We start from the raw sequence: 19,190 nt of genomic DNA, 5'->3' as shown, positions 1-19,190 counted from the left end.
TTAGTACACAGTTAACTCTTGTATTGTTCTAGCTCTTCTTTTGCCTTTTCGATTTGTCGGAGGGTGACTTCTTTTTTTTCTTGAGTCAGACGGATGACGTTTTCTGGCGCCTTGCCAGCAAAGCTCGGGTCCATGAGTTTGACCTCGAGAAGGCGGACATAGTCCTCCTTTTCTTCTATGAGTTTTGTGAGACGCTCGATATCATCATCGTGATTACAGATACTCGTATCGACAAATATCTCGACTTCCCCCGCGATGCCATAGGTATATTTATCACGTTCGAGAGTATCTTTCGTCAGTGTAAAGAGAACCTCTCGCGCCTTTCCGAGACCACTAATCAGGGCGATATTTTTTTCGAGGACGATACGATCTCGAGGATTCACATAGAGGACGATATCCACGAGTTCGCCTGGCTTGATACGGCGCTCTCCGCGTATGGTACGAATAGTAGTTACGACATCAAAAACTGCCTTCATCGCTTCCTCGCTCTCTCGGTCGAGTGGATAACCACACGATGGCCATTCAGACGTCATAAGAGCATTTTTGAGACCAAAATCATCCGGTAACCCACCGTCTTTATCGAGTTTTCCATTGATTGCTTGCGTGAGAGTTTCTGTAATAAAAGGGATGTAGGGATGCCAGAGCTTCAAAAGTGAGAGGAGTGTATACATCATCACTTCTTTGCCGTATTTACTCTCATCTTTTACGAGTTTGAAACATTCGATAGCATAGTCAGCGAATTCATCACGAGTAAAAGAGATGAGCTTTTCGCCCATCATCGAGAAATTATAGTCCTCCATTCACTCTGTCACATCATCTCTCGTATGTTTCAGTCGAGAGAGAATCCATCGTTCATAGTCGAGGAGCGTATCCCAGTTTTTCGCCAGTGTTTTTTCGAGTTTTGTAACATCTATTCATTTTGCACTTTGTATTTTGTCTTTTGTATTTATTTCATCGCAGTTCATCCAGACAAATCGTGCGACATTCCAGAGTTTATTGAGGAATATCTGATTATTTTTGACCACATCACGACTAAATCTCATATTATTGCCTGGAGTATTCCCGATGACGATGGCGAGGCGTAGGGCATCAGCAGAGAATTCACGAATCAGCTCAATAGGGTCGATGCCATTTCCAAGTGATTTACTGAATTTTCGACCCTGATCATCCGTGAGGAGACCATGGAGATAGATAGTTTTAAAAGGTGTCTGACCAGTGAGATCATAGCCAAAAAGAAGCATTCTCACGACCCAAAAGAGGAGAATATCATGACCTGTTTCGAGGACTTGCGCAGGATAGTATTTTTCAAACAGCTTACTCGGCTTCTCAAAATCCCAATCGAGAATAGAAAAAGGCCAGAGCGCTGCGCTAAACCAGGTATCGAGCACATCGGGATCCCGGACGATCATCTCTTTCCCATACTGTTTTTCGAGACCTTTTGGGTCTTCGGTGACCCCGAGGAGTTCCTTAGTTTCTGCATGAAAATAAGCGGGTATCTGATGACCCCACCAGAGCTGACGACTGATACACCACTCATGGAGGTTTCCCATAATTCCTTCGAAGATGGCACCATAGCGACTCGGAATAATTTCAAATTCTCCTTTTTCATATCCTGCCATCACTTTCTCGGCGAGTTTTTTGCTATCCACAAACCATTGAATCGAAACAATCGTCTGGACACGGACACCGCCACGCTGGGAATATCCAACGGGAGAGATGTGAGGTGAGACTTTTATGAGATTACCCTTTCCTCGGAGCATATTGACGATCATTTCACGAGCTTCTATGTCTTTTTTCCCAGCGAAAATACCTGTGTGTTCCATCATAACGCCTTCATTATTGAGGACACGGTAATCTATGGGAAGTCCGTGGCGTTTGGCCGTCTCAAAATCCGCAGGATCATGAGCGGGTGTAATCTTGACCACTCATGTCCCAAAATCCATATCTACCATCTCGTCAGCAATAATAGGTATTCTCTTGTTCACGAAGGGGAGAATCACCTCGTGACCTATCAATTTTTTGTAGCGCTTGTCTCGAGGATTGACGGCCACTGCCTGATCTGCGAGGAGTGTCTCTGGACGCGTCGTTGCGACGATGAGTTCACGGTCGAGACCATGGACAAAATAGGCTATTTCATAGAGAAATCCGGGCTCATCACGGTATTCTATTTCTGATTTTGAGATAACAGTTTTATCTTTCGGACAATAATTCACCATATACTCTCCACGGTAGATGATGCCCTCATTATAGAGCTTTATAAACGTCTTTGTCACAAGATCATTATTGGCTTTATCGAGCGTAAAACGTTCGTGATCCCAGCTGACGCTCGCTCCCATCATCCGCATCTGATTCGTGATAGTGCCGTGTGATGTATCTTTCCATTCCCAGACTTTTTCGAGAAATTTCTCACGTCCGAGATCCTCTCGGTGAATCCCTTCTTTTTGGAGATTTTTTGCCACGACATTTTGTGTGGCGATGCCAGCATGATCGGTTCCAGGCACCCAGAGTGTTTCATCACCCTTCATACGATGATACCGCACCATCACATCCTCGATAGCGAGCATCAGAGCATGCCCTGTATGGAGAACTCACGTGACATTTGGTGGAGGGAGAGGCATATAAAATGTCTCACCAGTGCGAGATTTGTGTGGTTTGTAACATCCTGTTTTTTCCCACATTTTTGCGAGAATATCTTCAGAGGAAGAAGGGGCGTATATTTTAGGAAAATCCATATGGGGCTTATTATATAGAGAGAATACAAAAGACAAAAAACAAAATACAAAATGTAGGAAGCTTTATAAAATAGGGAACATAAAAGAAAAAGTACAAAATAAGAGAAGTTACAGAAACCCCCTTCTTGAAGGGGGAAAAGAACAAAGAGGATGAAGACAGGGTGATTTGTTTTCTCAATAAATCCTCCGCCTCCTCCGTCGGCACCTCCTTCAAAAAGGAGGTTTCCAAAAACCCACTTTTTATAAAGTGGGTTAAATAGATACATAAATCTTTGTACTTACGGTGTAGTAATCAGAGTATACGTATTTACTGGAGAGGTACAGCCCGTAGCTCCACAATACGCTGAACAGTTTCCGAGGGAATAAAAATCATCATCTTCACTCGCTGTCGTCACAGATGCACTCGCCGGTACATCACCGATACCATCAGCAGCATATTTTGCTTGATTCGTTTCTGTTTCAAATCTGACACCCACCGCAAATCCAGCACCACTATCACATTGGGTATAGTAGTATCCACAATTTATTTTTGCACCCCCCACAGTCGCAGGCTGACATTTTGCTTGGCCACTAAGAGAATCAACTAGGTTGACACTATTATTCACCCCCTTTATCGCTGTGATAACGTCCGCTATACTTGTAGGGCTCTGTCCTGTCTGTGATGTGATTCAGAGAATCGCCTTGTCGATTGTTGCGATATCAGCGATACGATTGGTATCGCGAGCTTTTTTGATATATCACGAATATGCCGCCAGACCCATCACAGAGAGGATGGCGATGATAGTGATAACGATCATCAGTTCTATCAGTGAGAAACCAAGATGTCTTTTCATAGTGAAAAATAAAAATTATTACTAAGAATCAGTATATTTTATTTTGGAGAATGTAAATATTTTTTCATGAGACCAGACCCGACGTGGCAGGTCCAAACCTTATTCTAGACTATTCCTCATCGATATCCACATACTCTCCGATAGTCACATCTTCCAACAATACTACTCTTGGTAGATGGGGCTCAATAATGCCCTCCACGAGTTCGTGGTACGAAGTCCATGGCCAATCATGGATATCCGTCACGAGTTCGTGCTTGATGGCGTTGTAACAAACATAGGACATACAGCGAGCCACGTCTCTCGCTCATCTTCTAGAATCTTCGCATGAAATCGTCCCTCCAAAAATGGTCAACGAGGGAAATCTTCTCTGTATTTGGTCTTGGCATACATGGTGTAGGCGAGTTCCAGTTTGTGCATAAAAGCAGATATTCCCTGGATCTGAGACCGGTCTTGAAGCTCCTAAAGACCGGTCTCGCTGAGAATCAGATGAAAATGATTCGGTAATAAACAAAAAGCATGGAGATGAATATGGGGATGTTCATCGAGTAAAAACTGAAGCCGTGCGATAAAACGAGCAAAGTCAGCATGAGAAAAAAAGATGCGTTGTTTCTCAAAACCACGATTAAACACATGATATGGAAACCCTGTATAAAACTCATGTCGATGATTGCTCATAGAGGATATGATAGACAAAGAAAAGGAAATACAAGCACCATCTGTTGAGACCGGTCTTAGCTCTGGCAACCAAAGACCGGTCTCAATCTGCGTGGCACAAAAAACCCCACCGAGAGGGTGGGGTGGGTGAGAAAGTTAGGGAAAATCTTTTTTAATCGTCGTCTAATATATCATTAGACGCTGGAGTTGCGATGGCGTAAGTAGGAGTTGTAGTACAATTACCAACTTCATACAGAGAAGCACCACCTACAATTGTAGCGGGTAACACAAGACTTGTCTGAACAGTGGTAGCAACAGCATCTCCTGTACCATCGGCAGTGTAGAGTGATGAGTTAGCAGATGATTCAAAACGAGCCGCAATATTGAACCCAGTAGCATTGTTACACGTTTTATACATATAGTTGCAGGGTTGGTTACTGATACCAACTCCAAGACACGTAGACTTGGCTGTAGTGCCCGAGGTAAGGGGATCTTCTATCTGTTGACCATTATTCGCATCGGAAATCGCAGTTTTTAGCTCGGCAACATCTGCTGGGGCAAGACCTGTTGACGCCATTGCTCAGAGTACGATAGTGTTGATAGCGTTTAGATCAGCAATACGTACTGTATCTCGTGACTTCTTGATGTATCCAGTATATGCTGAGAGACCAGCAGTGGCGAGGATAGCGATGATAGCCATCACGACCATCAATTCGATAAGTGTGAAACCTGATTGTTTTTTCATAGGAAAGGGAGAAGAAAAAGTAAAAATAAAATAAGTTTAATTTATGTATGAGCTGCATTCAATGGCAAAGCTGCTGAAGGAGCTGTACTAGCGTCTAAAGGGCAACTACCAATATCATACTCAGCTCATGTTCCAACCTCTGTACCAGATGAGTTGTCGGCATATGAGGCAGTATTGGCAGTAGATTCAAATAGGGCTGTGATTGCGTATCCAGTTCCACTACTACAAGTGTAATAGTTATAAACACATGTACTCGTGCCAGCGTCTGAGTGTGCAGTTGTGTCATAGCAGTTGCCTGTCCCAAGAGGATCTTTTATGGCTTGACCACTATTTGCCTCCCAAATAACATCTTCTATCTCACCTGTTGTAGCAGAATCTGTTGCTGCTGGTGGTAATCACGTTGACGCCATTGCTCAGAGTACGATAGTGTTGATAGCGTTTAGATCAGCAATACGTACTGTATCTCGTGACTTCTTGATGTATCCAGTATACGCTGAGAGACCAGCAGTGGCGAGGATAGCGATGATAGCCATCACGACCATCAATTCGATAAGTGTGAAACCTGATTGTTTTTTCATAAGAAAAATAAGAGATAAAGAGATGAGTTACTGGTCATTTTGGCGACCTTTTAGCTCATTCATGCAGGTAGTATAGTGTATTTTTTCTAGAAATGCAACTTTTTTTAGTGACTTTCTTATTTTTAGTTTACAATTTAGGTAAAACAAAAAATAGTCTTCGACCCTGAGGAGCTCAGACCTCGAAGGGAAAGCAAAAATTGAACGAGAGCACTTATTTAATTCAAGTGAAAATATTGGTTTGAATAACTCAATAAACTGAGTAAACTCAGTAGCATACTAACCTGACAACATGTACCTCCTCCTTTCACCAGCTGATATTACCCATGTGACATGAGTCACGGTGCATGAAGCTGGGGAGGTCCTTATCTTAATACAAAGTACAAAATACAAAGTACAAAATAAAAGAATCGGTTTTCGTCATTCCAGCCAAGCGAAGCGCGAGGTGGAATCTAGATGTGAACAGGATATTTCTTGTAACGGGGATGGATTCCACCTCGCGGACTCATTGCATTCGTCCTTGGCTGGAATGACGGACGGGGGAATTATCTTGTGTGACCCACGGACAAGTGGGCTCTTTGATAGTGCTCGATTTGAGATTATTGATACGAGAGAGGGATGGAGGCAGACACTTGGGAAATACAAAAAACTCTCTACTGATCCTGACTTTCTCACGCAGACACTCCGAGAAAAGATAGAGGGGTATGGTCCAGCACTTGTAATGAAGTCAAGCCCTGTTGCAAAACAGAGAATAATTAAAACACCAGAGGAGATAGAAAAACTTCGGGAAAGCCAGAGAATCAATCGGGCTGTGTACGAGGCGATTCAGCCCTTCTTGAGGATTGGTGTTACTGAAGAAGAGGTAGCACGACGGATACAGATTCTTCAGCTCAAGCTCGGTGCCAGTGGTCCGAGCTTTCCTCCGATTGTCGCATTTTGAGAAAATACTGCCGTTCCGCATCATAGCCCCACCCAGCGGAAACTGGAACCAGACGATATTATTCTGATCGATATGGGTGTTATCTATCAGGGATATTGCTCGGATATGACACGGTGCTTTTTCTTATAAATTCAGGCAGAGCTAGAGATAGAGTAGAAGCCATAGAAACGAATAGATAATGGAGATTGAAAAATATACAGCAACACAAAAAAATGACATTTCAATAAAAAATCGTATACTACACTTGATTTAGCAAGCGTCCGTCTATCATCTTAGTGTCTTTTTAATACGTATTCCACTATGGATGCTATTAGGGCTATACGGGTTCAGCGAGAAGTGTTCGACGAACTCGATCCAGAACATGAAGACTGTCGAATTATTGGATTTATCTGATTATACGGAGGAGCTATAAGAGTGATCATTGATGAGAAATCACGAGAAAAATGACGAGATCCTACGAAAGATGAAATTATTTGGTTTCTATGAGAGAAAATAAATGACGACCCACGAGAAGTTATAAAGCGCCTCGTATTCCAGGAATTAGTCGCACAAGACCATGCAAACAACTAAAACTCCAGCCGAACTCTACCTACTTTTGCAAAAAGTAACAAACCATATTATTGCTTGGGCAAAACCAGGAATGAAAATGTGTGAGCTCGATGCAGAGGCACGCAGAATGCTTGGAAAATATTCTGAGTATTTCACCCATTCACTCGGGCATTGAGTCGGCATTGAGATCCATGAATCACCACGAGTATCCGGTAAGAGTCGTGAGATACTTCGTCCAGGGATGGTGATAACTATTGAACCAGGAATCTATGGAATAAAAATACAAAATACAAAGGACAAAATACAGAATGAAGAAAGTCCCCGTCATTCCAGCCAAGCGAGGAACGAGCGCGAGGTGGAATCCATCACCAATAGTGTAGTCTATGGTCTCCGCTATGAGGAGATGGTTTTGGTTGACAAAGAAAAATTGATAGTATTATAACTATCATGAAGACTGTTTCGGACAATATCTGACTCAATGCACTACCAACTCGACTCACGCAAGCCATTGACATAACGGGTCTCAAAGTGGATCCATGTACGAATGGTTTTTGTGCAAAGCAATCATCTTTTTCTGTGCACCCATCAGAAAATAAAGGAATCCATTTCGTCGTAGAGGGAGGGGGCAAAATACCCTATACTCCAGACACACTCCATGCTATCGATGGTATCTTTGGTCGGATGTTGCGTATCACTGATAGGGAACAAAAAGTACAAATTCTCATAGTAGAACATCTCCTCTCAGCCATACGACTTCTCGGGCTCTCAGATATCGAGATACATATCGGAGCATCATGTCGTGCACCTCTGGTATCTCGGGATGTCCCAGTCATCTGATACAACAAACCAACGTATTTTATTCCTGTCTGTGGTCCAGGAGTATCTGGATATGTAGAACAGCTCTTGCCAGCGTGTGCATTCACGGGAGAATCACAAGACCCATACATCGTTCAGTCTAAGAGTAGTTTTAGCATGGCTGAACCAATTCAGTCAAAGTACCGAGGTTGCATCCGAGAAGTAATTATTGAACCTGCAGATCAGGGTAGTATTCATGTGCATTCACACTACCAACCTGATATAGAAAACAATCCTCAGGCACAACCTTTTATTATTTCAGATCAAGATGATGTATGAAATCACCTCAGCGCTCGACCGATGATGCGCCTTACGAGTCGTACTGCAGCGATAATTATATGGATACTCAATTTTCGCTCCTTTGCGCTGACTTCAGAGACGTATTTCAAATCACGTCCACAATTATCTCCTAAAGAAGTGGTGGGGCGTATGCAATCGCAATATCAGAAAGATCAAAATGAACATCTGGTGCATGCAGCCATTGCAGATTTATCGGGAGAGCTATGAGCTTTTATCGGAAATAGGAGATTCCTCTGACGCATCATCCTCAAAGATGCGAATCATGTGTTTCGGATGCTTGCTCTGCGAAAATTCTTCTGAGAAAATGAGAGGGGATAAATAGTCTTTTTAACAATTTGTACTATTCCGTGTATCAATTATGTTGTTGAAGACGGGCCATCTTGACATGAATTATAGGAATAATCCCAATGACACGTACCACCCGAATTATTGTCGCAAGAGTATTGGTCATAGTATGTGCTGCCACAACTTGCAGCAGTAGTTGTTGGAGGAGCACCATCTTGACATGAATTATAGGAATAATCCCAATGACACGTACCACCCGAATTATTGTCGCAAGAGTATTGGTCATAGTATGTGCTGCCACAACTTGCAGCAGTAGTCGTCTCTGGAGTTCCTGTAGTCGTCTCTGGAGTTCCTGTAGTCGTCTCTGGAGTTCCTGTAGTCGTCTCTGGAGTTCCTGTAGTCGTCTCTGGAGTTCATGTTGTGGTAGGAGGCACATAGGGAACATCCAAAATCGAGACAACAAGAGTTCCAGTAATAGGAGCATATCCTCCACTATCTAGCAATGTTTCCAAAGCAGTATCGGAGGGGTTTATTGTATAAATCTCTTTGTTATTCCCAATAAATGAACCATAGATAGGGGGTCAAGCTTGAGGTACTAATATATCTGAAGCATGGTAATTAACCAGATTCTTCACTAATTCAACACCATAGCTAATCGCATAAGTCCCATCGGAGAAACGATAGTAGACAAATTGACATACTATAGTAGGGTTACCATCATAATCGACGCAAACATCTCTTCAACCAACAGGATCTTGTGCCAAAGCTGCAAAAGCACGTGGTATTCAGAGGAGGTTACTGGCGATATTAGGCAATTGAACAAGAGCTTTTTCTGAAGGAGTGGACACATTCCATGCAAAGCCTTCTGCATTTAGAAATGCTTCCAATTGTTCTGGGGTAGGAGCGCCAGTGATCGTGGAGAGCTGTTCTACCTTGATACCAATTTGTTTTGCTATGACTATACGCGCAGAATCACGAGCATTTTTGAGATATCCAGTATACGCCGAGAGACCTGCAGTCGCGAGGATAGCGATGATAGCCATCACGACCATCAGCTCGATAAGTGTAAAACCTGATTGTTTTTTCATAGTGAAAAAAAAGAAAGTAGAGCGTCAAAAGACGCAATAGATATATACTAGGAATCTTTTTGCGAAACAAAAATATTCTCTAGTGACTTTTTGGATTTTACAGTCTTTATTTATTTTTTAAAAAACCTCCCGATTTCTCGAGAGGTTTTTTGTGAGGAAATTCCTTATTGCAAGAGCCCTTCGATAGCGGCTTGGAAATTTGCTTCTGGTTGAGCACCTGAAACGACAGTATATTTACCAGTTTTGGTATTGATGATGACATTTCCTGGAGTACCATTGACGCCAAATTTGCTCGAACCTTCTGTCTGATCAGCAGTAATCTTCGCAGCGAATTTTTTGCTGTCAGCACAGGTTTTGATCTTCGTAGCATCGAGACCGATTTCTTTGACGACACTATCGATGATATCTTGAGATGGAGTTCCTTTTGAGAAGATGCCCTCTATGAAAGCAAAATATTTCGTCCCACCACCTGCTTCGCCGACACATTCTGCAGATTCAGCAGCCGGGAGGGCTGTTGGATGAAATGGGAGGGGATAATGCTTGAACATGAGAGCGAGTTTACTTCCATATTTCTTTTCCATATTTTGGATAGCTCATGAGTCATGAAGGCGCTTACAGAATGGGCACTCAAGGTCAGAATATTCTATCCAGAGAATATCTGCAGAGGTGTTACCTTTGATATACGCATTTTTTGTGAGCGCTGTTACTTCATCTTTTGTGAGAGTACCAGATGCTTTTGCTTCTGCTGCTGGTTGAGCAGCTTTTGGAGTATCTGAAGGAGCTGTATCACCAGCAGTTCCTTCCATCTGAGCGATCTGTGCATCGAGATTCCCTTTGATATTTTCACCGTATTTAGGATTTTTTATCATTTTTTGATACAGTTTATAGTTACCACGTCCACCGACTTGTTCGATCTGTTGGTTTTGTACGATGAGGTAGGTGCCGAGGAGTGAGATGATGAGGGCTCCTACGATAGCTCCGTACACACCAATATGCCCTGGATGTGTGTGGCCAGTCTCTGGAGTGTGAGTATGTTTGTCCATAAAAAGATATTTAAGAAATAGAGGACGTCGCGTAGTATATGATATTCATATTTCGTCGCAAGGGATGATACCTTCACCATCGCATTTTTTGTCGTATACTATTTTATACTGTCCGCATTGTAAAAAAACTCTTTATCATATACTATTCTGTATGCAGTGACTCACTGGACTTCTCTGGCTCCAAGAACGCAATCGTCAGTTTAACGGATGATTTTTGCAAAGAGATGTCACCTATTATCTCGATGGAGCCCAGGATGAAATCGCGGAAATTCGTCAGAGCTTGGCAACAAAAAATCACAATGAGCTTGAACTGGAAATAGGAGATCTCCTGTGGGATGTCCTGACTTTGATACACAAATTTGATCACGAATGACTCATCGATCGTAATCGTGTGTGTCCTCGAGCAGTTGCAAAGTTTGCAGAGAGGATGCCCTATAATGTCCTTGGGTATTTTGAGTGAGAACAAGCCACGAGGGATAGAGACTGGGATTTGGCAAAAGAACTTCAGAAGATACGTGGCGTCGACGAATCACACGAGCTGGTGAAAAAAGTTTGGCAATCAGTAAAAAAATCATAGGATTATCGAAAGACCTCTATGCTCTTTAAACACCATTTTAAAAAACATATTATGCATCATGGATTTCTCCTCTTGTTGATAGCGGGTATACTCTTGACTATTGGCGACCTCATACTGAACGCTTGGGTAGATGCTGGAAATTCTTGGAAACTCTATACTGCCGGGATATTTTTTTATTTTATAGCTCTGAATTTTCTCGCTCGAAGTTATCGATTTGAAAATATTGCTGTTGCTTCTGTTATTATGGAAGTGTTTAACCTGGTAACATATCTTACAGTGAGTTATTGGAAATTTTGAGAAACTATTACTCGACTAGAAGTTTTTGGCATTATATTTGGTATTGCAGCGATTGCTTGTTTTGAACTCGCATAACTTTTTGTTTTCTCGTTCAAAAATTCGCTTCCTCAATCTGTTTGTTTTTGTGCCTTCCCTCAGCTCCGGGTCTCCTTAATTCATATAAAATACTATGCAGAAAACCAATAATTTTTCTGTGGTTGTCATCCGCGTACCTCGTCTCCGACGGATGAACATGCGTGTAAATTTGTGAAATGAAGTCGTTATCCGTGCACCAAAACGTACGACAGATTCAGCGGTTCAAAAATTTATCACCGAGAAAAATAACTGGATACAAAAGCAAATATCGACTATGAATTCTCTAGTTCCACTTTCTCGAGAGAGACTTTTGGAACTCAAAAAACTCGCACATATCTTTCTCCCTGATCGTGTCCATATGCTTGCGAAGAAGCATAATTTTGCCTACGCTTCAGTCACATGCCGACATCAGCTCACTCGATGGGGGAGCTGTAGTCATAAAAACCGTATCAATCTCAATGTCGAATTGATGCGACTCCCAGAGAAGCTACGAGATTATATCATCATCCATGAGCTGACACATACGATTCACAAGCATCACCAAAAGGCATTTTGGAATGCACTCGAACGTACACTCCCATGAGCGAAAAAGCTCGATAAAGAGATGAAGTGATGGAAGATAGGGTATGAATCTCAGGGCGGATAACTATACTCCTACTGTTACAAAACCTTCAGCGTTGTTTTTTGCACCCTCTCTTCTCACGGTAAGTATTGTATTTCTCTATTTCTGATTATACTGGATATATCAGCGTCCTAGTCCTGCTATCACAGGATTCGTCCTTCTTCGTTAAAAACTTCGCAGGACACGCTGGAAGAAGAAAATAGTCGTTAGTTGTTAGCTTTTAGTCGTTAGAAAGGGCATTTGCATCATCTAAATACTAAATACTAAATACTATCTACTCTCGTAGACCTTCCCGTACACTTCACGTCACGAAGACAAATCAAGTACCGCTTTCGGTGGTAATCTCTGGGAAATAGATGCCAGAGATAGGTGATAGAGATAGATTTTTCTAACTCTACAACCTAACTCTACAACCTACTCTTGGCCGAAGCACACAACTATTTTTTTGTGTGTTTTTATTTGTTTAATTTTACTCTATGTTGCTCTATAAAAAACTCGGTAATACTCTGAAATCTGTAAAGAATTTATGATTTAAATTCGAGAAAGATATGCAAAAAATTGCAGAAGAACATCTTCAGGAATTTTTTTGATTAGAATTTATCACAACAGAATTTTCTCTCAATAATTTACGTATTGATACGCTCGCTTTCGATGCCGATACTGAATCTTTCGTTGTTATAGAATACAAGCGAGGATCGAGTTATTCTGTGATTGATCAAGGTTTTGCATATCTTTCATTGTTACTTAATAATAAAGCTGATTTCATCCTTGAATATAATGAGAAATGCTGAAAAAAATTACGAAAAGATGATATTGATTGGTCAGCGGTAAGGGTTATTTTTGTTGCCGATGCGTTCACTCGATATCAGCAGGATGCTATCAATTTCAAGGATTTACCAATAGAACTTTGGGAAATGAAACAATTTTCTGATGATATGGTTGTGTTAAATCCTATTCGTGCAACTAATACCGCTGAGAGCGTTAAGACAATTACCAGTCTTTCTTCTGAAATGAAAGAGGTACAAAAAGAGGTGCGGACGTATACAATAGATGATCTGATAAAAACAGACTGGAATGAGTCACGAGAAATGTTTGAGGAGATTAGTAAATTTGTCCAAAATCTTGACCCAAATTTACAGGAAAAAATAAATAAGCATTATGTTTGATATAAGAATAAATTTCAAAATTTAATATGAGTAAATATTTATAAGAGTTATCTTAATCTAGCTTTTCCAAGTCTAAGAAAATCTGATTTTAATGATTTTGAAAATAAACTTGTTGATGAACCAACTCAAAGATGGTGAGTGCGATGTGATTTGAAGGTTTTATCAAAAGAAGATCTCCCTTATGCTTTTCTAATGATTCAACAAGCCTACCAAAAATATAATTAAATCCTACTTTATTATTTTTTCTTTATTATTTATTATTTTGCAGCATGTTCCCACTCCCAAAATGAAAACCCGAGTTCTCGAAACTCGAAGAGGCAATTCTTCAGAAATGGAAAGCTGAAAAAACGTTTGAACAATCAGTCGATTCTCGACCTGCGGAGAATCCGTATCGGTTTTATGATGGTCCTCCATTTATTACTGGAAATCCTCATTATGGCACGCTTCTTTCCTCGATTATCAAAGATGTCGTCCCTCGCTATCAGACGATGCTGGGAAAACGAGTTGAACGAGTCTGGGGTTGGGATGCACATGGGATGCCTATCGAACAAAAAGTGCAAGCGAAACTCGGACTGGAATCCAACAAAGCTATCGAAGAATCAGAAGGAGGTATTCAGCACTTTATCGATGAATGTTACAACTATACTCGGGAAACTTCCGCTGACTGGGTATGGTATATCGATCATATCGGTCGATGGGTGGATATGGAACATGCGTATCGTACGATGGATCAGGATTATATGGAGTCTGTGATGTGGGTCTTCAAACAAATCTGGGAGAAGGGATATGTCTATGAGGGAAAGCGTGTTTCATGGTATTCTTGGAAACTTTCAACCCCGATTTCAAATTTTGAAATTGCGATGGATGATAGCTACCAGGATGTCCAAGATCCAGCCATTACGGTGAAATTTCCGCTTCATAATGTCAAAAAGTCTACAGGTATAATCATCCAAGACGAAGAAGGAAAGCTCTTGATGATAAAAAATAAAAAGGATGGTTTATGGAGGTTACCGTGAGGAAGTAGTGAGCCAGGGGAGTCATATCATACCTGTGCTGCCCGTGAATTATTGGAAGAAACAGGTATCACCTGCGAACTCGTACCATATTGTTCTACATATATTGGGTATCGTGGGAATTTCTATGAAGTATTATCATTTCGTGGTGTGGTTCCTGTCGGGCAAAAAATACAACTGGAAGAAGACAAATTTACTGACTATGAATATTTTTCATTGGATAGTTTGCCTGTTCGAAGCGAGATTCACTATATGGAATATGATTTGATTGATTTTCTTACCGGTGTTCGCGAACCGGTGATTGTTCCAGAAATCCCAGAAGCACGAACCGTTAATATTCTCGCCTGGACGACGACACCATGGACGATACCGATGCATATGGCACTTGCTGTAAATCGTGATTTACAATATGTTTCTGTGTATCATGCAGAGGAAATCTATATTGTTGCGACTTCTCGTATTGAAACAGTCTTCAAAGGAAAAGGGGACTATCAAATTCTTGGAACAATTCCAGGGGAAGAGCTTGGGGGACTCACGTACAAAGCACCTTTTGATTTTTATCAAAAATCTCAGATTTGAGAAACCCCCCTACCCCCCTTGTCAGGGGGGAGGAAAAATACTCCCTTGATAAAGGGGAAATCAAAGGGGGGTTGAATGGGAACTGAGATAGATTCAAATACACATGAAAAAATCCCCCCCAACCCCCCTTATCAAGGAGGAATGGCAAACCTTCCCCCTGACAAGGGGGACGAAAAGTGAGGAGGAAAAATAGGGGGTTTGGAAAATAGTTTCCATATCTATCACGCTGATTTTGTGACCGATACGGATGGTACGGGTATTGCTCATGAGGCGCCAGAATTTGGTGATGTGGATTTTCAGCTTGCGAAGCAAGAGGGGATTCATATTACTTCTGCCATCGATGAAGCGGGGAAATATACGGCTGAAATTCCAGATTACCAAGGACAGCTCTACATTGATTGTATTGATCCGATTTGTGAACGACTCAAATCTGAGGGGACCCTCTTTAAAAAAGAATCTATCACACACCGTGTACCCTACTGCCCACGAAGTAATACACCATTGATGCAACGAGCACAGAAGTCTTGGTTTATCGATATCCAGAGAATCAAGGGTGAACTGATTGAGCAGAATGAGAGTATTAATTGGTTTCCTGACCATTTCAAACACGGAAGATTCCTGAAATCTCTTGAATCAGCACCTGATTGGTGTATCTCTCGTACAAGGTTTTGGTGAACACCAATGCCTATCTGGCAAAATAAAGATGGTTCAGAGCGGGTCGTGATTGGTTCTCGAGAAGAACTCTACCAAGCCAATAAGCCACTCGGGCAAATCACAAAAGTTATTACCCTTCGTCACGCTCAGAGTGAAGCAAATGACGCTGGTTTTTATGATGATATTGGCGAATCTCCACTTTCGGAGAAATGAAAGCAACAAGCTCAGGAACTGGTAGAAAAATTGGCCTCTGAGGGAATTGAAGTGATTCTTTCCTCACCATTTGTTCGCACGCTTCAAACAGCTGAACCGATTGCAAAAAAACTCTGAATCACTCTTCAGACACTTGATGAACTTCGTGAGATTAATCACGGAAAATTTGGAAATCTGACAAATTATGCAGAGAGTCGTGAGAGCCGAAATAAATACCGTGCAGATCCAGAGTATAAATTCGGAGAAACAGGGGAATCACAAAATGATATTCGGACTCGAATGCGAAAAGTAGTCGAACTCATTAAACGGGATTATGCTGGAAAGACAGTTTTGGTTGTGACACATGGATTTCCTGCTCAGGAGCTTTTGCAGGAACTCGGAAAAGAAAAAATGCCAGATAAATATAAAAATGCTTCGTATGGGGTTACCTACCTCGGTCCTGATGGGAAGGAGATCAATCTACATAGGCCGACGATAGACGAGATTTATTTACCCAAAGAGCACAAAACAAAGAGCACAAAACAGAAAAGTGTGAAGAAGGTTCTTGGAATACATGGCTGGACATCATCTGGCTTACAGAAGGGGTATGAGTGAAAATGGCTTCCATTACAGGATGAGCTCAGGAAACAATGAATTCAGCTTGATGTGCCGGATTTTGATAAAAATAAAGAAACAAGTTATGCTAAGTGGAGGAAAACTCTCGAAACCATCGATGTCACTTCGTATGACACAATAATTGCTACGAGTTTTGGTTGTCCTGTAATCATACAATATTTGTGTGAGAAAAATATTTACTTAAAACGATTGGTTCTCGTAGCACCAAGCGGACTCAAAGGAAATAAATATCTGGAAAAAGTCATCCCAGAGATGACAGAAGATGTGGCAAAATTACGAACGCTCGTAGAAGAAATTATTGTAACTCATAGCAAAGATGATGATTCAAAGAGCGCCCCATTTTCTTATGGGAAGTCCCTAGCAACTGAATTAAATACCGCTTTCTTGCCTATCGACGGGGTAGGGCATAAATTTGGTGGATGGAGTATACAATTCCTCTCTTCACTTATCGTAGATGGCACTCCGCTTCGTCGTATTCCAGAAGTCCTTGATGTCTGGATGGATAGTGCTTCTATGCCGTATGCTCAGGTGCATTATCCGTTTGAAAATCAGGAAAAAATGGAGGCGAGTTTCCCAGCTGATTTTATCGCAGAATACACAGGGCAGATTCGTGCGTGGTTTTATGTGATGCATGTCCTCGGTGTCCTCGTCAAAGGTTCCTCATCCTTCAAAAATGTCGCCGTAACGGGCGTGATAAATGGAACAGATGGTCGCAAGATGAGTAAATCATATGGCAATTACCCTGATCCAAAAAGTACTATCGAACAATATGGAGCTGATGCACTTCGTTTTTACCTGATGGGTGGTCCGATTATGCGAGGAGAAGATATGAATTTCTCGGAACTCGGTATCCAAGAGTCACTCAAAAAAGTCTTGATACCCCTCTGGAATTCCTACACCTTCTTTGCGACGTATGCAAATATTGATGGCTGGAAACCAGATGGAACGGAAATATGGTTTACACGTCATGGAAAAAGTGAATCCAATGAGGCGGGACGAATGAGTGGTTCTGAAGATGATGCGGATCTGTCGGAAGTGGGGAGAGAACAGGTAAAAAATCTCCTACAACAAGCGAGTCAACAAACACCTTTTGATGTTATTATGACTTCTCCAAGAAAAAGAACGATTGATACTATTTCGGGATTTGGAACATATATTTTGGATGAAGAATTTCATGAGCAGGATTCAGGAGAATATAGCGGTATGACTCACGAAGAGGTCTATGCAAAGATAGGAGTACGAGATGTTGATACAATGCGTAAAGCATATCGATGGAATTCAGTTGAGCCCTGGAATGTATTTTATAGGAGAATATCAGGGGCTCTTGATAGAGTCATCGCAGAAAATACTGGAAAGAAAATATTGATTGGTTCCCATGTGGGTGTCTCCCGTGCCTGTACGCAGTATTTTTATGGTCTTCAGAGTGAGGATGTTCTGTATGGTTCCGGGGCAAAAAATGCCTGTCTGTATCGATTTCCGAAAACACCAAAAACTCACGAACTAGATACCTGGATTCTCTCTCAGCTCCATCAGTTGATTCAAGATACGAGAAAACATATGGATAATTATGATACTCAGAAAGCATGTGACGGATTTGTGACTTTCCTAGACGGACTGAATAATTGGTATATCCGTCGTAATCGTCGGAGATTCTGGAGAAAAGAAGTGGATGCAGATAAATGCAGTGCGTATGAGACTTTACATGAAGTCTTAACGACGGTCTGTCAGCTTCTTGCTCCTATTTGTCCGTTTATTACGGAGTATCTTTATCAGAATCTTACACAAAGTCATAGTAAGAGTGATAGTCATAGGAAGGATTTATATGAGATTAATCCAACAGAAGCTGTATCAGATAATTCAAAAACAAATTCCGACCTATGACTATGACTGGTTCCTAATACTTGATTCCCTTCCGTTCACCTCACCTATTTCCCAGAAGCAAATCCACTGCTCCTTAATCTCACAGTCAATCAGAAAATGCGAGATTTGCACAATCTCACAAACCTTGGTCTCGCAATTCGCTGACGAGAGAAACTTCGTGTGCGACAGCCGCTTCGCAGTGCCTCCATTACTCTTGATCTGGATGAAAGTGCGCGAGCAACACTTGCCGAGGAATTGAATGTGAAGAAAATTTATACTATTTCCGATATAGCAGAATATGTGACCATCACCTACTCGCCTGATGCAAAACAGATTGGAGCGACAGAAAGGAAACAATGGATGAAAACAATTATTGCTGATGCGAAGGCGGGGAAGGGTATATTGCTCGAAGATGGGAGTCTTGAGATAACCTGCCCAGAAGCACCTGAAGGAAAAGTCCTTCTCACCTCAGAAGAATTCGAAACTGTTTACACACCAAAAGAAGGATCAACGATTGCTTTTGTTGGAAATGCCGGCTATGTCATCGGTCTCGATACGACACTCGATGAAGCGTTGACTTTCGAAGGATACGCTCGTGATTTGATCCGTGCGATTCAGGATGCTCGAAAAGAGATGGGATTCCAAGTGACTGATAGATTACAGCTTTCTCTAACGTCTGAGAATACTATACTTGCAAGTATCTTAAAAGCACATAAAACACTAATTGAAGCAGAGACGCTCTGTACTCTTACTGAAGGACTGAAGGACTGAAGGACTGAAGCACTAAAAAGCATTGAACTTGACGAAGAATTTGCAGTAAATATTTCTCTGAATAAATAAAACTTTTTTGAAATAATTTTACTCCTTTTGCGTAATACTTGGAAAGGCATATTTTTATGCGTTCTTTCGCCGCAGCGAAT

Annotated in this window: 15 protein-coding genes and 2 pseudogenes; 9 read left to right on the top strand and 8 right to left on the bottom strand. The window is 41.5% G+C overall.

The genetic code is table 25. The features are described 5' to 3' along the window. Positions 1 to 11: 11 nt before the first annotated feature. From WC753_01515 to WC753_01490, 6 genes and pseudogenes are all read right to left on the bottom strand, one after another. A complete protein-coding gene (locus WC753_01515; GenBank protein ID MFA6080140.1) occupies positions 12 to 2,732 on the bottom strand; it encodes a valine--tRNA ligase in 2,721 nt (906 codons plus the stop codon). 278 nt (positions 2,733 to 3,010) lie between these two features. After that, positions 3,011 to 3,565, bottom strand: coding sequence for a prepilin-type N-terminal cleavage/methylation domain-containing protein (locus WC753_01510; protein MFA6080139.1), 555 nt, complete (start codon positions 3,563 to 3,565; stop codon positions 3,011 to 3,013). Positions 3,566 to 3,674: 109 nt separating this feature from the next. After that, a complete protein-coding gene (locus tag WC753_01505; protein ID MFA6080138.1) occupies positions 3,675 to 3,848 on the bottom strand; it encodes a hypothetical protein in 174 nt (57 codons plus the stop codon). Positions 3,849 to 4,024: 176 nt separating this feature from the next. Then, a complete protein-coding gene (locus WC753_01500; GenBank protein MFA6080137.1) occupies positions 4,025 to 4,240 on the bottom strand; it encodes a hypothetical protein in 216 nt (71 codons plus the stop codon). 610 nt (positions 4,241 to 4,850) lie between these two features. Continuing rightward, positions 4,851 to 4,964: pseudogene (locus WC753_01495) on the bottom strand (prepilin-type N-terminal cleavage/methylation domain-containing protein). 41 nt (positions 4,965 to 5,005) lie between these two features. Further along, entirely contained in the window at positions 5,006 to 5,542 is a 537-nt protein-coding gene (locus tag WC753_01490; GenBank protein MFA6080136.1) for a prepilin-type N-terminal cleavage/methylation domain-containing protein, read from the bottom strand. 289 nt (positions 5,543 to 5,831) lie between these two features. Between WC753_01490 and WC753_01485 the strand changes: the two genes are divergently transcribed. From WC753_01485 to WC753_01470, 4 genes are all read left to right on the top strand, one after another. Then, positions 5,832 to 6,608, top strand: a complete 777-nt coding sequence (locus tag WC753_01485) for a M24 family metallopeptidase (protein MFA6080135.1) — start codon at positions 5,832 to 5,834, stop codon at positions 6,606 to 6,608. Positions 6,609 to 6,779: 171 nt separating this feature from the next. Then, positions 6,780 to 7,049 carry a hypothetical protein gene (locus WC753_01480; GenBank protein MFA6080134.1) on the top strand — a complete coding sequence of 90 codons (270 nt, stop codon included), beginning with the start codon at positions 6,780 to 6,782 and terminating at the stop codon, positions 7,047 to 7,049. Next, positions 7,036 to 7,470: a M24 family metallopeptidase gene (locus WC753_01475; GenBank protein ID MFA6080133.1), complete on the top strand. Its 435-nt coding sequence runs from the start codon at positions 7,036 to 7,038 to the stop codon at positions 7,468 to 7,470. Before WC753_01480 ends, WC753_01475 begins: the two co-directional genes overlap by 14 nt. 5 nt (positions 7,471 to 7,475) lie before the next feature. Continuing rightward, on the top strand, positions 7,476 to 8,501 hold the full coding sequence (locus tag WC753_01470; GenBank protein ID MFA6080132.1) for a hypothetical protein: 1,026 nt from the start codon (positions 7,476 to 7,478) through the stop codon (positions 8,499 to 8,501). Positions 8,502 to 9,466: 965 nt separating this feature from the next. On the opposite strand, the pseudogene WC753_01465 reads toward WC753_01470, so the two are convergent. Next, a pseudogene (locus WC753_01465) lies at positions 9,467 to 9,556 on the bottom strand (prepilin-type N-terminal cleavage/methylation domain-containing protein). A 164-nt stretch (positions 9,557 to 9,720) separates the two neighbouring features. Further along, positions 9,721 to 10,599, bottom strand: coding sequence for a DsbA family protein (locus WC753_01460; GenBank protein MFA6080131.1), 879 nt, complete (start codon positions 10,597 to 10,599; stop codon positions 9,721 to 9,723). A gap of 151 nt (positions 10,600 to 10,750) precedes the next feature. On the opposite strand from WC753_01460, the gene WC753_01455 reads away from it, so the two are divergent. The 5 genes from WC753_01455 (at position 10,751) to WC753_01435 (ending at position 19,110) form a co-directional block, all read left to right on the top strand. Then, positions 10,751 to 11,176: a MazG nucleotide pyrophosphohydrolase domain-containing protein gene (locus WC753_01455; GenBank protein ID MFA6080130.1), complete on the top strand. Its 426-nt coding sequence runs from the start codon at positions 10,751 to 10,753 to the stop codon at positions 11,174 to 11,176. An 18-nt stretch (positions 11,177 to 11,194) separates the two neighbouring features. Beyond that, positions 11,195 to 11,548 carry a hypothetical protein gene (locus WC753_01450; GenBank protein MFA6080129.1) on the top strand — a complete coding sequence of 118 codons (354 nt, stop codon included), beginning with the start codon at positions 11,195 to 11,197 and terminating at the stop codon, positions 11,546 to 11,548. Positions 11,549 to 11,642: 94 nt separating this feature from the next. Beyond that, positions 11,643 to 12,194 (top strand): YgjP-like metallopeptidase domain-containing protein, encoded by a 552-nt coding sequence (locus WC753_01445; protein ID MFA6080128.1) that lies wholly within the window; start codon positions 11,643 to 11,645, stop codon positions 12,192 to 12,194. 452 nt (positions 12,195 to 12,646) lie between these two features. Further along, positions 12,647 to 13,561: a DUF5655 domain-containing protein gene (locus WC753_01440; GenBank protein MFA6080127.1), complete on the top strand. Its 915-nt coding sequence runs from the start codon at positions 12,647 to 12,649 to the stop codon at positions 13,559 to 13,561. Between the two features lie 44 nt (positions 13,562 to 13,605). Next, positions 13,606 to 19,110, top strand: a complete 5,505-nt coding sequence (locus tag WC753_01435) for a class I tRNA ligase family protein (GenBank protein MFA6080126.1) — start codon at positions 13,606 to 13,608, stop codon at positions 19,108 to 19,110. Positions 19,111 to 19,190 lie beyond the last annotated feature (80 nt).

Source organism: Candidatus Gracilibacteria bacterium (genome assembly GCA_041660965.1).
Lineage (GTDB): Bacteria > Patescibacteriota > Gracilibacteria > BD1-5 > JAGOOR01 > JAGOOR01.
Note: the sequence above shows the minus strand (reverse complement) of the source record. Positions and strands in the feature narration are given on the sequence as shown.